The sequence below is a fragment of the Actinoplanes sp. HUAS TT8 genome (genome assembly GCF_051380535.1).
Taxonomy (GTDB): Bacteria; Actinomycetota; Actinomycetes; order Mycobacteriales; family Micromonosporaceae; genus Actinoplanes.
In genome coordinates this window covers 634,874-648,923 of record NZ_CP195646.1, presented here as the reverse complement: position 1 = coordinate 648,923, position 14,050 = coordinate 634,874, and the positions used below count along the sequence as shown (strand labels likewise).

The following is a 14,050-nucleotide window of genomic DNA, read 5'->3' as shown; positions in this document are numbered from 1 at the left end:
CCGGTGAGCCGTGCCAGCGCTGTGTGCGGATCATGCCAGCGCCCTCCCCCACTCTCGATACCGACAACGGATGAGGGGGAGCGAGAATCGTGGACGATCTCGTGGTGCGCGCCGAGGGGTTGCGCAAACGCTTCGGTAAGACGCAGGCGCTCGACGGGGTGGACCTGGCCATGCGCCGGGGCACGGTCCTCGGCGTCCTGGGGCCCAACGGGGCCGGCAAGACGACCGCGGTGCGGGTGCTGGCGACCCTGCTGCGCCCGGACGAGGGCACCGCGTTCGTCGCCGGCATCGACGTGCTGCGCGAGCCGCAGAAGGTGCGCCGCCGGATCGGCCTGACCGGGCAGTACGCCTCGGTCGACGAGGACCTGACCGGCACTCAGAACCTGGTCCTGATCGGCCAGCTCCTCGACCTGCACACCCGCGACGCCAAGAAGCGCGCCGCCGAACTGCTGGCCTGGTTCGACCTGACCGAGGCGGCGGGCCGCCCGGCCAAGACGTACTCCGGTGGCATGCGCCGCCGTCTCGACCTGGCCGCCAGCCTCGTCGGCCACCCCGAGGTGATCTTCCTCGACGAGCCGACCACCGGCCTCGACCCGGCCAAGCGCGAGGACATGTGGGGCGTCGTGCGCACCCAGGTCGCGCAGGGCTCCAGCGTGCTGCTGACCACGCAGTACCTGGAGGAGGCGGACGCCCTGGCCGACGAGATCGTCGTCGTCGACCACGGCAAGGTCATCGCCCAGGACACCCCGGACGGGCTCAAGCGCCGCGTCGGCGGGCAGACCCTGCGCATCCGGCCGGCCGACCCGGCCCGCGTGCCCGACGTGCTGCGGATCCTCGACCAGGTCGCCTCCCCCGGCACCTCGGCCGCACCGGACACCGCGGCCGGGTCCCGGCCCGGCGCCGTGTCGGTCCCGGTCACCTCGGACCACGTCCTCGACGACGTCATCCCGGCCCTGCGCCGGGCCGGCGTCGAGGTCAACGAGTTCGGCCTGCACCTGCCCAGCCTCGACGAGGTGTTCCACACGCTCACCGGCGGTGGCGAGAAAGAGAAGAAGACGGAGGCCCTGGTATGACCACCGCAGTCCTGGACGACGCACCGGTCCGTTTGGACGCGCCCCGCGGGGGACCGTTCCTCGCGCTGGTCCGGCACAGCGCGGCCCTCGCGAAGCGCAGCCTGATCAAGACGGTCCGCACGCCCGAAGCCCTGATCGACGTGACCATCCAGCCGGTCATCTTCCTGCTGATGTTCACCTACCTGTTCGGCGGCGCCATCGCCGGCGGCGACCGGCACACCTACCTGCAGTTCCTGCTGCCCGGCATGCTCGGCCAGTCCCTGGCCATGGGCGGCATCGCCCTCGGCCAGAACCTCAACGCCGACATCGAGAAGGGTGTCTTCGACCGGTTCCGGTCCCTGCCCGTATCCCGCTCGGCGCCCCTGGTCGGCGCGGTCATGGCCGACATCGTCCGCTACATCACGGTGTGCCTGGTGACCCTGGGCATCGGCACCGTGATGGGCTTCCGGATCCAGACCGACGCTCCGGCCGCCCTGGCCGCGGTCGCCCTGGCCGTCGGCTTCGGCCTCTGCTTCGGCTGGATCTCGGTCTGGGTCGGCATGATCGTGCGCACCTCGGGCGCCGTCCAGGGCGTGATGTTCCTGCTGGTCTTCCCGCTCTCGTTCGGCAGCAACGTGTTCGTGAAGACCGAGACCCTGCCCGGCTGGCTGCAGGCCTTCGTCAAGGTCAACCCGATCACCCACCTGGTCGGCGCCGAACGTGGCCTGCTGACCGGCGGACCGGTCGCCCACCACCTGTGGATGACCCTGGCCTGGATGGCCGGGCTGCTGGTGGTCTTCGTGCCGCTGGCCCTGCGCGCCTACAACAAGCGCGCCTGAGTTACCCCTCGATCGCGCGCAACTGGCCCGGGTCCGCCCGGGCCAGTGCCGTGTTCGGGTCCAGGGCCCAGCCCGCCGCGTACGCCTCGGCGAAGCCCTCCTCCCCCAGCTCGGCCAGATTCCGCCGGGTCAGCTCGGCCACCTGCAGGTCCGTCGGGTCGTGCGCCCCGCGCAACCGGGCCGCCGCGCCCAGCAGCTGCGCCGCCTCCCGATGCCGGCCGGTCAGCTCGGCCAGCCCGGCCGCACCGACCGCGACCAGCGACAGGATCGGCATGTCCTGCGTCTCCTGGGCCGCCGCGTAGGCCCGGATCAGCGCCCGCTCGGCCCGCACCCGGTCGCCGCGCCGCAACGCCAGCGTCGCCCGTACCCCCTCGATGATCGCCGTGCCGTGATCACCGTTCATGAAGCCCGCCTCGTCGATCGGCAGCAGCGACTCGGCCCGCCCGACCAGCTCCTCGGCCCGGTCCAGCTCGCCCATCGTCACCATCATCCCGGCCTCGAGACCGTCGATGAGCAGCATCATCTCCGGTGACGTGGACCGCTCGGCCCGGGCCCGGGCACCGGCCAGCGCGGCCATCGCCTCGTCCGGCTCCCCGCGCCGCAGGTGCAGGTCGGCCCGCCGCAGGTCGATGAAGATCTCGTCACCCAGGTCGAGCGAACCGAACTCGCCGGCCAGCGCCTTGGCCGCGGTCAGGTCGACCAGCGCGCCGTCCAGGTCACCCTCGTACTGCCGCAGCAGCGCCCGCAACGGCAGCACGGTCGCCTGCCCCCAGCGGTCGCCGGCCGCCCGGAACCCGGCCAGGGCGGCCGTCACGTCCACCCGGACCTGCTCGACGTCCCCGTTGTTCTCCGCGACCTGCGCCCGGAACAGCTGGGCCAGCGCCGCCACCCACGCGTCCGGGCCGTCGACCAGCTGATCCATCCGCGCCTGGGCGGCCTCCCGCTCCTGAGCCATGAACAGCACCACCGCGGCCAGCGCACCGACCAGCCCGGGCAGCTCCGGATGCGACATCAGCCGGTCGGAGAGCGAGCGCAACCGGTCCTGACGCTGCTGCGCGGTCTCCATCATCATCACGGCCTCGGAGCTCACCCGATTCAACGTCAGGATCGCCTCGGCGCAGTCGGTGACCAGCCGGCTCCGCTCGCCCGGCAGCCGCAACGCCTCGTTCAGCCAGAACGCGGCGTCGGCGTGCCGGCCGAACATCTGCCAGTACCAGACCAGGCTCAACGCCAGCCGGGTGGCGCCGTCGGCGTCACCCTCGTCGCACAGGTGACGCAGGGCGGCCAGCGCGTTGTCGTACTCGGCCCGCAGCACGGTCAGCGCGTCCAGCTGCTCGGCCGTCCGCAACCGCGGGTCGTGCTCGGCGACCAGCGCGGCCAGATAGCCGGCGGCCAGCCGGCGCGTCCCGGTCAGCGCGTGCTGCGAGGCGAGACGGTCGATCCCGTACTCCCGCAGCGTCTCCAGCATCCGGTACCGCCCGTCCGGCGCGCGCTGCAGCAGCGACTTGTCGACCAGCGCGGCCAGCAGGTCCGGGATCAGCGCGGCCGGCACCCCGGCATCCGCGCAGACCGCGGTCGCCGAACCCGCGGTCACCCCGCCCGGCAGCACCGCCACCCGGTCGGCCACGATCCGCTCGTCCTCGGCCAGCAGATCCCAGCTCCAGGCGATCACCGCGCGCAGCGTCCGGTGCCGCGGCAGCGCCGTCCGGCTGCCGGTGGTGAGCAGCCGGAACCGGTCGTCCAGCCCGCCCGCCAACTCGCCCAGCCCGAGCGTGCGCAGCCGGGCCGCGGCCAGCTCCAGGGCCAGCGGCAGCCCGTCCAGGCGACGCACGATCTGCACCACGTCGGCCACCGTCGCCGCGTCCACCGCGAACCCGGGAAGCACGGCGGAGGCCCGCTCGGCGAACAGGCGCACCGCGGGCGACTTCTCCGCCTCGTCCAGATCGGCCTGCTCCGGCATCCCGAGCGGGCCGAGCGGCACCAGCGCCTCCCCGTCCACGGCCAGCGGCTCACGGCTGGTCGCCAGGATCCGCAACCGCGGGCAGCGCACCAGCAACGCCGTGGCCAGGTGCGCGACCGCGTCGATCAGATGCTCGCAGTTGTCCACCAGGAACAGGCACTCCCGGGTCGCGAACTGATCCACCAGCACGTCGACGTCGGTGCGCCCCTCCAGCCGCAACCCCGAACCCTCGGCGAAGATCGCCGAGGCGCGCAGCCCGGTCGCGGCCAGCACGGCCGCCGGCAGCTCGGCCGGCGCGGTCACCGACGCCAGATCGATGAGCCACACCCCGTCCCGGAACTCGCCGCGCCGCCGCCGCGCCGCCTGCGTCGCCAGCCGCGTCTTCCCGGCCCCGCCCGGCCCGAGCACGGTGATCAACCGCCCGCCGGACAGCAACTCGTCCACCCGGGCCAGATCGGCCTCACGGCCGATGAACGACGTCAGGGGCTCAGGCAGGTTGTCCGCCGCCGGCTTCACTTCTTTTTCCGGTACGGCCTTGACGGGTACGGCGTTCTCGTCCGGCTCGGCCACACCCCGCAGGATGCGCAGGTGCCGCTCGCGCAGCGCCACCCCCGGGTCCGCCCCGAGGCGGTCGGCCACCAGCTCCCGCACCTGCTCGAACAGCGCCAGCGCGTCGGCCTGCCGCCCCTGCGCCGCGAGGGTGTCCATCAGCAGCCCGGCCACCCGCTCGTCCAGCGGATGCTCCTCGATCAGCCGGCTCAGCCGCCCCTCGGCCGCATCGAACCGCCCGAGCAGCAGATCCGTCTCGGCCAGGTCGGCCCGGGCCGCGCTGACCGCCCGCGCCAGCCGCACCCCGACCGCCTCGGCCACCACGCCCACCTCGGCCGCCACCGGCCCCCGGACCAGCCCGACCGCGGAACCGAGCAGCTCGGCCGCCCCGGCCGTGTCCCCGGCCCGCAGCCTCTGCCGCCCGCCCCCGGCCAGCCGCTCGAACCGGATCACGTCCACGTCGTCGTCCCCGACGGCCAGCCGGTAGCCGCCCTCGTCCTGCGTCACCGTGTCGGCGTCCCCGAGCAGCCGCCGCAGCCGCGACACCAGCGACTGCAACGCGTTCGCCGGATCCGCGGGCCGATCCATCGGCCACAACGAGTCCACCAGCGTGCCCGCCCCCACCGGCCGCCCGGCGGCCAGCGCCAGCCGCACGAGCAGCCCCCGCAACCGCGCGCCCGGCACCGCCAGATCAGCCTCACCCCGGCCGACCCGCAACCCCCCGAACAGCCCGACCCGCAACCGCCCGGCACGCTCCCCGTGCTCGCTCACGCTGCGATCCTCTCCCGCCCACACCGGCCACACCAAACCGGTCCACCCACCCCACCCCATCCCCCAGCGCCGCCGAGAGCCGCCCCGAAAGCGAGAGCCGCTGAGAGCCGGCCCGAACGCGGGAGCCGCGTCGCGGCCGGGCCAAACGCGGACCTCGCGGCCCCGGCTGGTGCTCACGGTCGTACTCGGGCTCGAAAACAGCCGTGAGTGCCAGCTGACCAGGTCGCCGCCGCCAACCTCCGTGAGCACCGACCGACCAGGCGGCCTCCGCTCGCGGACCCGCTGCCAGCGCCGCGAACCCGACCCCGACCGCCCACCCGGGAGACAGGGCGCACCCGGTCGAGCTGCACGGCACCGCCCGCAGGGCTTCCTAGGAGGCTAGCCTGAAAGCTCAGGGCTGGGCGGTGACCAGGCCGGTCTGGTAGGCGAGGATGACCGCCTGGACGCGGTCGCGCAGGTCGAGCTTGGTCAGGATCCGGGAGACGTACGTCTTCACCGTCTCCTGCCCGATCACCAGCCGTCCCGCGATCTCCGCATTGGACAGCCCTTCCGCGATCAGCCGGAAGACCTCCACTTCACGCGGGGTGAGTGCCGCCAGCCGATCGCTCACGCCGGGGGTCGACGGCCGGACACGATCGCCGAACTTCCCGACCAGTCCCCGGGTCACGGCCGGTGCCAGCAGCGATTCCCCGCGCGCGACCGTCCTGATCCCTTCGATCAGTTCGGTCGGTTGCGCGTCCTTGAGCAGGAATCCGCTGGCCCCCGCCCGCAGCGCCTCGTACACGTATTTGTCCAGGTTGAACGTCGTCACCACGAGCACTTTGATCGGCGCCGCGACGCCCGGCCCGGCCAGCCGGCGGGTGGCTTCGATCCCGTCGAGCAGCGGCATCCGGATGTCCATCACGACGACGTCGGGTTGCAGTCGTCGCGCTTCGCGCACGGCGGTCTCGCCGTCGGAGGCTTCTCCGACCACGTCGAGGTCGGGCTGGAGTCCGAACACGGTGACGAATCCGGCCCGGATGAGGGCCTGGTCGTCGCAGACGAGGACGCGGATCACGCGGTCACCGCCTGGGGCAGCACAACCCGTACGGCGAAATCGCCTTGGGGTGTTCCTTGGGCCTCGAAGGTCCCGCCGAAGACTTTGACGCGCTCCCCGAGCCCGGTCAGACCATGGCCCGGAGTGTGGGCGCCGCGGAACGATCCTTCGGTGACGACCTCGATCTCGGTGCCGGAGACGGCGTGCCGGACCCGCACCCGGGTGGGCCGGCCCTGGGCGTGTTTGACCGCGTTGGTCAGCCCTTCCTGCACGACCCGGTGGACGGCGAGCCCGAGACCGCCTTCCGGACCGGGTCCGCCCTCCTCGGCGAAGTCGACCGGCTGCCCGGCGCGGCGCATGCGGTCGACCAGGTCGGCGATGCGTTCCGGCTGCTCGTCGGGCAGGGCGACGCCGTCCAGGACCCCGAGCAGCCGCCGCAGCTCGGTCAGCGCCTCCCGGCCGCTGCGGGCGACCGAGGCGACGCCGTCGGCCGCCTTGGCCGGGTCGGCCGAGATCAGGAATCCGGCCATGTCGGCCTGCACGACCATCGCGGTCACGTGGTGGGTGACCACATCGTGCAGCTCACGGGCGACCCGCCCGCGCTCGTCGGTGACTGCCTGCCGCACGCTGGCCGCCCGTTTCCGGGCCTCTTCGAGTTGCCGCGCCCGCACCCAGGTCCCGGCTCCCCAGCTCGCCGCCAGCACGGCGAAGAACGTCACGTAGTTGATCACGTGTTCGCTGGATCCGCGCTGGTGCAGCCCGACCGCGAGCACCACGTAGGCGACGGTGGCGACGACGGCCAGCGGCCGGCGGAACCGTTCCTGATGCGCGCCGACGCTGTAGAGCACGAGCAGCAGTGCCATCCCGGCGACGGTCGTCGGGTATCCGCCCAGCTGGTAGACGCCCCACGCGATCCCGCCCACGGCGAGGCTCAGGGCCGGCCACCGGCGGCGCGGGACCAACGACAGCGCCTGGATCACCAGGAGTGCCGTGCCGACCCCGGTGGTGCCGTGAAGGTGCAGCTCACCGATCTGGAGTCCGAGCTCGGCGATCCCGGGCACGAACGCGGCCAGGATCAGCAGCCCGGCTCCCAGACCGTCCCGGATCATCGGTTCCAGGCTTCTCCACCAGCGCACGCGGGAAGCTTAGCCGCCCTCTCGACGGCGTCATATACACCCGTGAATGTCACGCGGAGGCCACCTCGGGTGGATAGCGTCCGCGGCCGTGGCCAGCGTGGATCGTAGACAGTTTCTGCAGATGCTGGGCATGCCGGCGGTAGCCGCAGCCATGCCCGCGGGGCTCGAGAAGGCCCTCGCCATCCCGGCGAACAACCGCACCGGGTCGATCCAGGACGTCGAGCACGTCATCTTCCTGATGCAGGAGAACCGCTCCTTCGACCACTACTTCGGCACGCTCCGGGGTGTCCGCGGGTTCGCCGACCCGCACCCGGCCCGCAAGCCGTCCGGCGAGTCGGTCTGGCAGCAGGACGGGCTGCTCCCGTTCCGGCCGGACGTTCCCGATCTCGGCGCGACGTTCCTGCCCGACCCGCCGCACGGCTGGGACGACACTCACGCCGCCTGGAATGCCGGGCGGTACGACAGGTGGGTGCCCAACAAGGGCGTGCAGACGATGACCCATCACACCCGGGCCGATCTGCCGTATCACTTCGCTCTCGCCGACGCGTTCACCGTGCTGGACAACTATCACTGCTCGCTGCTCGGCCCGACCGACCCGAACCGCTATCACATGTGGTCGGGCTGGGTCGGCAACGACGGCCGGGGCGGCGGCCCGGTGATCACCAATGCCGAGGCCGGCTACGGCTGGACGACCTACCCGGAGCGGCTGCAGGAGGCCGGCGTCTCGTGGAAGGTCTATCAGGACGTCGGCCTGGGCCTGACCGCGGCCGGGTACTGGGGCTGGACCTCGGATCCGTTCATCGGCAACTACGGCGACAACGCGCTGCTCTACTTCCACCAATACCAGAACGCCCGGCCGGGCGACCCGCTCGCCGACCGGGCGAAGACCGGCACCGAGGTGAACGAGCTCGGCCGCAACCCCGAGCAACTGCTCACCGACTTCCGGGCGGACGTCGAGAACGGGACGCTGCCGCAGGTCACGTGGATCGTCGCGCCGGAGGCGTACACCGAGCACCCGAACTGGGAGCCGCACTACGGCGCCTGGTACGTCTCGCAGGTCATCGACATCCTGGCCGCGAAGCCGGAGGTCTGGTCGAAAACGGCGCTGATCGTCACGTACGACGAGGAGGGTGGCTTCTTCGATCATCTCGTCCCGCCGACGCCGGACCCGGCGCGCTCCACCGTCTCCACGGCGAACGAGCTCTTCACCGGGGCCGGGCACCCGGCCGGGCCGTACGGCTTCGGCATCCGCGTCCCGGCGATCGTCGTGTCGCCGTGGACGCGCGGCGGCTGGGTGAACTCGCAGGCGTTCGACCACACGTCGCTGATCCGCTTCCTGGAGAAGCGGTTCGGGATCACCGAACCGAACATCACCCCGTGGCGGCGGGCCGTCGCCGGCGACCTGACCAGTGCGTTCGACTTCAGGACGCCGAACCGGCGGCCGGTCGACCTGCCCGCGACGACGCGGTTCAAGCCGGCCGACCTGACCCGGCGGCCGGACGAGATCCCGATCCCCCCGGCCGATCCGGCGCTGCCGCGTCAGGAGCGGGGCGTGCGTCCGGCCCGGGCGCTGCCCTACACCCTGCACGCGGACGCGACCGCCGACACCCTGGAACTGCGCAACACCGGAAGATCAACAGCGGTTTTCGGCGTACGGCCGTTGGGGGCCGATCCGCTCTCGTTCACCGTCGAGCCGGGCAAGCACCTGATCGGCGCGATCACCGGCGACGACGTCGAGGTGCACGGGCCGAACGGGTTCTACCGCCGGTTCGTCCGCGGCGACACCCGGATCGTGGTGCGGGCCCGCTACGACGAGCGGCGCGACACGGTCCTGCTGGAGATCCGCAACAACGGCCGCAGTCACGCCGCGGTGACGGTCACCGACCGCTACGCCCGGCACGCGTCCACGCTGCGACTGCGTCCCGGGACGAGCCGGATCTCGCAGGTCAGCGCGGTGCGCACGCACGGCTGGTACGACGTCACGGTCACCGCGGGCAGCACCGTGACGCGGTACGCCGGGCACCTGGAGAACGGCCGGGACAGCATCACCGATCCCGGCATGGGCGGCCTGATCTGACCGTTCAGGCGTGGGACCCGATCCAGGCGAGACAGGTCTTGTCCACCTCCGCGAACGGTTTGCCGAACGCGGAGGTGGCGGCCTCGTCGTCGCTCCTGCCCTCGCGCGCCATCGCGCTGACGAACGCCACCGTCTTCGGCTCACCGTAGGTCGCGGCCAGGCAGTCGATGGCGAAATGTCCGTACCCGTAATAGGCGTTGATCTTCTTGGGGTCGTCCCAGTCGAGCGAGGGCACCTCGATGCTCCGCGGCCGGGCCGAGGAGGCGACGAGTTGGTGCACGGCGGCCCGGCGCGACGACTGCGCGGCGTGCCCCGGGTAGTGGCCGATGTACTCGGCGACGCCCTCGGTCAGCCACTCCTCGTGCACGTCGGGGACCAGCTTCTTGCCGGTGTCGTTGAGGTTGCCGACCGAGACGACGTGCCCCATCTCGTGCTGGATGGTGTCGGCCAGTTCAGCCCGGGTCGCGTTCCCGCTCATCTTGATCATGATTTCGCTCTGCACGTCGTTGATCGCGACGGTCAGCCCGACCACGGCGTTCTCCCGGGCCATCGGGCTGTTGAACCAGCGTTTCCACTGCTTGTCGTCGGCCAGGAAGACCCGGTAGCGCTGCTGCGGATTGTGGAACAGCCCGGCGAACCGGTCGGCGACCACGGCCGCCTTCTCGGCCACCTCCAGGGCTTCCTTCGCCCGGCCGGCAACCGCCGGGGCGGCGGCCACGGTGACCCGCTTGCCGTCGGCGACCACCAGGTCACCGCTCTGCCACGGCATCGGCTCGCGCGAGTTCTCCGGCGGGCTCGCGAAGACACTGGTGATCAGGTAACGCCCGTCGGCCCGGCGGAACGAGAACGTCTCCTTGATCCGCGGGGCGCCCAGCTCGATGCCGTCCTCCGGCATGATGTCCGGGCAGCTCGGCCGGCTGAAACAGACCCCGGCGTAGATCACGTCGCTGAACGCGGTGTCCCCGGCGCCGACCGCGACCGGCGCGGTCCCGCGCGCGTAGGCGAACTGGCTCACGTGCAGCGCGCGAAGAACCTGAAAACGCTTGCGGAAGTACGCGACGGTGTCCGTCTCGGCCGGATCGACCGGCGCCATCCAGCCGGCCTCGTCGCCGCGGATCAGCGCGGCCGCCTGCTCCCGCAGCATCGTCATGACCGCGTCGTCCGGGCCCGCGGCCGCCCCGGCCTCGGTCTTCAGCGCGGCCGCGGCCGTGGTGACCGGCGCCGCCGGGACCGCGCCGCCGCCCCGGCCGTACACCGCGACGATCACCGCGGCCACGGCCACGATCGCGATCACCCCGACCGCGGCCAACCGGCCGCGGGATCCGCCGGGCGGCACGGCGGGCGACTGCTCCGGTACGGGTTCCGGCCGCGCCGCCCTGATCCCGTGCTCGCTCACTCGGATCCCCCATCGCCGCGCACGTACTGACGTACATGGATCTAACCGGATGCGCCGGGTTCACGCCATGGCCCCGTTCTCAGGCGAGACTCACCCAGGCGCCGGGCGTCGTCCGGAGCGCGTCGACCACCACCGGGGCCGGCCGGTAGGTGACGTGGCCGCGGGCGCACATCAGCTCGTAGATCAGATCGGCGTGGTAGTGCTGCAGCATCTCCCGCAGCGATTCCTCGTCCGGGACGCCGGCCAGCAGGCCCTCACCGAGGTCCCGCTCGACGGCGGCGCTGCGGCGGGGCATCACCTCGTAGCCGGCCGTCGCGAGCACCGTGAGCATCGCCGGGAGACGCCGGTGGATCGCCTCCGCCACGACGTCGCCGCAGGCCGGGCAGAGCAGCTGCTTGCGCACCGTCCATCCCATCCGCCCAGCGTGCCCCACCAGCACCGGATTGCGGAATGCCGGGATCGGGTATCCCACAGACCAGCGCTGATCTTCACGAACTGATCTTCAGGAGCTGATCTTCACGAGCGAGGAGGCGGGTTCGATGACGACACCGAACACCAGCATCGAACTGATCAAGCTGAGCGACAGCGACCGGATGGTCGGCGACCCGGCCGAGGACATCCGCGGGCGCAAGGTCCAGGACCGCGACGGCCACGACCTGGGCCGCGTCGACGACCTGCTGATCGACCCGGAGGAACACCGGGTGCGCATGCTGCACGTGGCCCACGGCGGCATCCTGGGCTTCGGGGCGACCTCGTCCTACGTCCCGATCGAGGCGATCCGGGCCATCGACGACGAGGTGGTCCACGTGGGCCAGCCGAAACAGATCGTGGCCGAGGCCCCGGTCTACGACCCGGAGCTGATCGACGCGACGGCGTACTACGACGATCTGTACCGGCACTACGGGTACTCGCCGTTCTGGAGCCCGGGCTACATCTACCCGGGATATCCGTACTACCGCATCTGATCTTCGACCCGGACTTGGCTCAACCGGACCGGCCGGCGGCCGACTGTACGGGCATGGCCCGTGGACGCTGGTATGCCGGTATGGCCGCCGTCCTGGTCGTGACGTTCCTGCTCTGGCCGCGCGACCTGCGCCATCTCCCGTTCCTGCTGGTGGCCCTGAGTGCGCTGCCGTGCGTGGCGGTGGCCCTGCGCCGGGCCGCGCCGCGCGAGCGGCTCTCCTGGTGGCTGATGCTCGGCGCGGTTCTGCTCTACAACGTGGGCAACAGCCTGTGGGCCTGGCTGGTGATCGTCGAGGGCCGGGTGACCGGGGACGGCACCGTCGCCGAGATCTTCCTGACCGGCGGCGGCGTCCTGGTGCTGTGCTCGGCGCTGGTCGTGGTCGTGCAGCGGGGCCGGCGCGACATCGGCGGTCTCATCGACTCGGTGGTCACCGCCCTGGCCCTGACCGGCCTGTTCTGGGACTCGCTGCTGTTCCCGGCCCTGACCGAACAGCACGTGACGACCGGCCGGGAGGTCGCCGTCTTCGTCAACGTCCTGGTGATGGCCGGGACGATGGGCGCGCTGCTGCGCGTCTCGCTGGTCGGGCCCGGGGACACGGCACCGGTGCGGCTGCTCACCGCGGCGGTCGGGCTGGGCCTGCTGGGCAACATCGTCGGGGCGCTGGCCGTCGACCCGTCGACCGGTGCGCGGGCCAGCTGGACGGACATGGTCTACCTGGCCGCGTACGCGCTGCTGGGGTGTGCCGCGCTGCATCCCGGCGTCGGGGTGGTGACCACCCCGGGTGAGCCGCCGGTCGACCGTCTCAGCCGCGGGAGATTGTTCGTGCTCGGCCTGATGGTCGGGCTCGCGCCGCTGACCGCCGGGATCCGGGGGCTGCTCGGTCTGCCGGTCGACGCGCTGCTGCTGGCCTTCACCTCGGTCAGCATCGTCCCGCTGGTGATGATCCGCATCGAGCGGTTGTCCAGCGCCCGGGACGAGGCCCAGCGGGCCCTGGTCCGCCTGGCCACCCGGGACGGCCTGACCGGTCTGCCGAACCGGACGGCCGGTGCGGAGCACATCGCCGCCGAGCTGCGGCACCGGCCGGAGGAGCTGACCGTGCTCTTCTGCGACCTGGACGGCTTCAAACCGGTGAACGACCTGCTCGGCCATGCCGCCGGCGACCGGCTGCTGGTCGCCGTCGCCGAGCGTCTGCGTCGCTGTGTCCGCGAGAGTGACCTGGTCTTCCGGCTCGGCGGCGACGAATTCGTGATCGTCTGCCGGGGCGCGGACGCGCTGGACGAGATCTGCGCCCGGATCCGCGACATGGTGACGACCCCGTTCCCGGTCGCCGGCGAACAGGTGCGCATCGGGATCAGCGCCGGGTACGCCGCGGCGCGGGCCGGCGACACCATCGACGACCTGATCGGCCGGGCCGACCTGGCGATGTACGAGGCCAAGCGCACCAAGGGCACCGGCGAGCTCAGCCTGGTCGCGGCCTGAAGCCGCGACAATGACGCGATGACGACCTATTCCGGCACGAAGCAGTTCGAAGGCGCGACCTTCGTCAGGACCAGCTTCAAGGGCGCCACCCTGCGCTTCTCCGACGTCAGCGGGGTGAGGATGCGCGGCGTCGACGTCGACGGGCTCGACATCGACAGCCACGACCTGCTCTTCGGCCGCCTCCTCGTCAACGGGGTCGACGTGGTGCCGCTGGTCGAGGCCGAGCTCAACCGGCAGTTCCCGGGCCGCGAGCTGCAGAACGCGCAGACCCCCGAAGGGTTGCGCGAGGGGTGGGTCGCGGTGCGGTCGGCGTGGCAGACCACGGTGGCCGACACGCCGCCGGACCTCGTGGACGCCCACGTCGAGGACGAGTGGTCGCTGGCCCAGACCCTGCGGCATCTCGTGCTGGCCACCGACGCCTGGCTGCGCGGCGGGATCCTGCGGATCCGGCAGCCGTTCCACGAGATCGGCCAGATCTTCACCGGCGCCGACCGGATGGGCTTCGACATGTCGATCTTCCGCGTGGACCCGCCGGCCTACGCGGAGATCCTCGACGTGCGGGCCGAGCGCCAGCGGATGGTGACCGATTACCTGGCCACGGTCACGCCGGAGATTCTCGCCGAGGAACGCGACAACCCGTGGGGCGGCGATGACCGGCAGCCCAGCGTCGGTGACTGCCTTCGCGTGATCCTGGAGGAGGAGTGGGCGCACCTGCGCTACATCCGCCGGGACCTCGCCCGGATCCGCCGAGCCTAGCCTCGGCTGTTCACACGGCAACTGTCCCGGCGCAA

Annotated in this window: 11 protein-coding genes; 6 read left to right on the top strand and 5 right to left on the bottom strand. The window is 72.0% G+C overall.

Annotation, left to right across the window (positions count from 1 at the left end):
* The first annotated feature begins 89 nt into the window (after window positions 1-89).
* Together ACSHV8_RS02805 and ACSHV8_RS02800 are read left to right on the top strand one after the other, a co-directional pair.
* On the top strand, window positions 90-1,073 hold the full coding sequence (locus ACSHV8_RS02805; protein WP_436529070.1) for an ATP-binding cassette domain-containing protein: 984 nt from the start codon (window positions 90-92) through the stop codon (window positions 1,071-1,073).
* Entirely contained in the window at window positions 1,070-1,891 is an 822-nt protein-coding gene (locus ACSHV8_RS02800) for an ABC transporter permease (RefSeq protein ID WP_436529068.1), read from the top strand. The genes ACSHV8_RS02805 and ACSHV8_RS02800 overlap by 4 nt, the downstream gene beginning before the upstream one ends.
* Before the next feature lies 1 nt (window position 1,892).
* Here the strand turns inward: ACSHV8_RS02800 and ACSHV8_RS02795 are convergent, their stop codons facing one another.
* The 3 genes from ACSHV8_RS02795 to ACSHV8_RS02785 all read right to left on the bottom strand — a co-directional run bounded on the left by ACSHV8_RS02795 (window position 1,893) and on the right by ACSHV8_RS02785 (window position 7,343).
* A complete protein-coding gene (locus ACSHV8_RS02795; RefSeq protein WP_436529066.1) occupies window positions 1,893-5,171 on the bottom strand; it encodes a BTAD domain-containing putative transcriptional regulator in 3,279 nt (1,092 codons plus the stop codon).
* A gap of 391 nt (window positions 5,172-5,562) precedes the next feature.
* The gene (locus tag ACSHV8_RS02790; protein WP_436529065.1) at window positions 5,563-6,228 is read right to left on the bottom strand and encodes a response regulator; all 666 of its coding nucleotides are present in this window, start codon (window positions 6,226-6,228) and stop codon (window positions 5,563-5,565) included.
* Window positions 6,225-7,343 (bottom strand): sensor histidine kinase, encoded by a 1,119-nt coding sequence (locus ACSHV8_RS02785; RefSeq protein WP_436529063.1) that lies wholly within the window; start codon window positions 7,341-7,343, stop codon window positions 6,225-6,227. Before ACSHV8_RS02785 ends, ACSHV8_RS02790 begins: the two co-directional genes overlap by 4 nt.
* A gap of 46 nt (window positions 7,344-7,389) precedes the next feature.
* On the opposite strand from ACSHV8_RS02785, the gene ACSHV8_RS02780 reads away from it, so the two are divergent.
* Entirely contained in the window at window positions 7,390-9,420 is a 2,031-nt protein-coding gene (locus tag ACSHV8_RS02780; RefSeq protein ID WP_436529061.1) for a phosphocholine-specific phospholipase C, read from the top strand.
* A 4-nt stretch (window positions 9,421-9,424) separates the two neighbouring features.
* Here the strand turns inward: ACSHV8_RS02780 and ACSHV8_RS02775 are convergent, their stop codons facing one another.
* On the bottom strand, window positions 9,425-10,816 hold the full coding sequence (locus ACSHV8_RS02775; protein WP_436529059.1) for a hypothetical protein: 1,392 nt from the start codon (window positions 10,814-10,816) through the stop codon (window positions 9,425-9,427).
* A 79-nt stretch (window positions 10,817-10,895) separates the two neighbouring features.
* Window positions 10,896-11,231, bottom strand: a complete 336-nt coding sequence (locus ACSHV8_RS02770) for a hypothetical protein (protein ID WP_436529057.1) — start codon at window positions 11,229-11,231, stop codon at window positions 10,896-10,898.
* Between the two features lie 124 nt (window positions 11,232-11,355).
* Between ACSHV8_RS02770 and ACSHV8_RS02765 the strand changes: the two genes are divergently transcribed.
* The 3 genes from ACSHV8_RS02765 to ACSHV8_RS02755 are packed head-to-tail and all read left to right on the top strand — an operon-like array spanning window position 11,356 to window position 14,015.
* Complete coding sequence (locus tag ACSHV8_RS02765; protein WP_436529055.1) at window positions 11,356-11,781, top strand: PRC-barrel domain-containing protein; 426 nt, start codon at window positions 11,356-11,358, stop codon at window positions 11,779-11,781.
* Window positions 11,782-11,834: 53 nt separating this feature from the next.
* Window positions 11,835-13,259 (top strand): diguanylate cyclase domain-containing protein, encoded by a 1,425-nt coding sequence (locus tag ACSHV8_RS02760; protein WP_436529053.1) that lies wholly within the window; start codon window positions 11,835-11,837, stop codon window positions 13,257-13,259.
* Between the two features lie 18 nt (window positions 13,260-13,277).
* A complete protein-coding gene (locus ACSHV8_RS02755) occupies window positions 13,278-14,015 on the top strand; it encodes a DinB family protein (protein ID WP_436529052.1) in 738 nt (245 codons plus the stop codon).
* Window positions 14,016-14,050: the final 35 nt, after the last annotated feature.

What these genes read in the sequence shown, in the direction of transcription:
- ACSHV8_RS02760 (WP_436529053.1), top strand. Translation starts at nt 11,835, where the DNA reads ATGGCCCGTGGACGCTGGTATGCCGGTATGGCCGCCGTCCTGGTCGTG.
- ACSHV8_RS02780 (WP_436529061.1), top strand. Translation starts at nt 7,390, where the DNA reads ATGTCACGCGGAGGCCACCTCGGGTGGATAGCGTCCGCGGCCGTGGCC.
- ACSHV8_RS02800 (WP_436529068.1), top strand. Translation starts at nt 1,070, where the DNA reads ATGACCACCGCAGTCCTGGACGACGCACCGGTCCGTTTGGACGCGCCC.
- ACSHV8_RS02755 (WP_436529052.1), top strand. Translation starts at nt 13,278, where the DNA reads ATGACGACCTATTCCGGCACGAAGCAGTTCGAAGGCGCGACCTTCGTC.
- ACSHV8_RS02765 (WP_436529055.1), top strand. Translation starts at nt 11,356, where the DNA reads ATGACGACACCGAACACCAGCATCGAACTGATCAAGCTGAGCGACAGC.
- ACSHV8_RS02770 (WP_436529057.1), bottom strand. Translation starts at nt 11,231, where the DNA reads ATGGGATGGACGGTGCGCAAGCAGCTGCTCTGCCCGGCCTGCGGCGAC.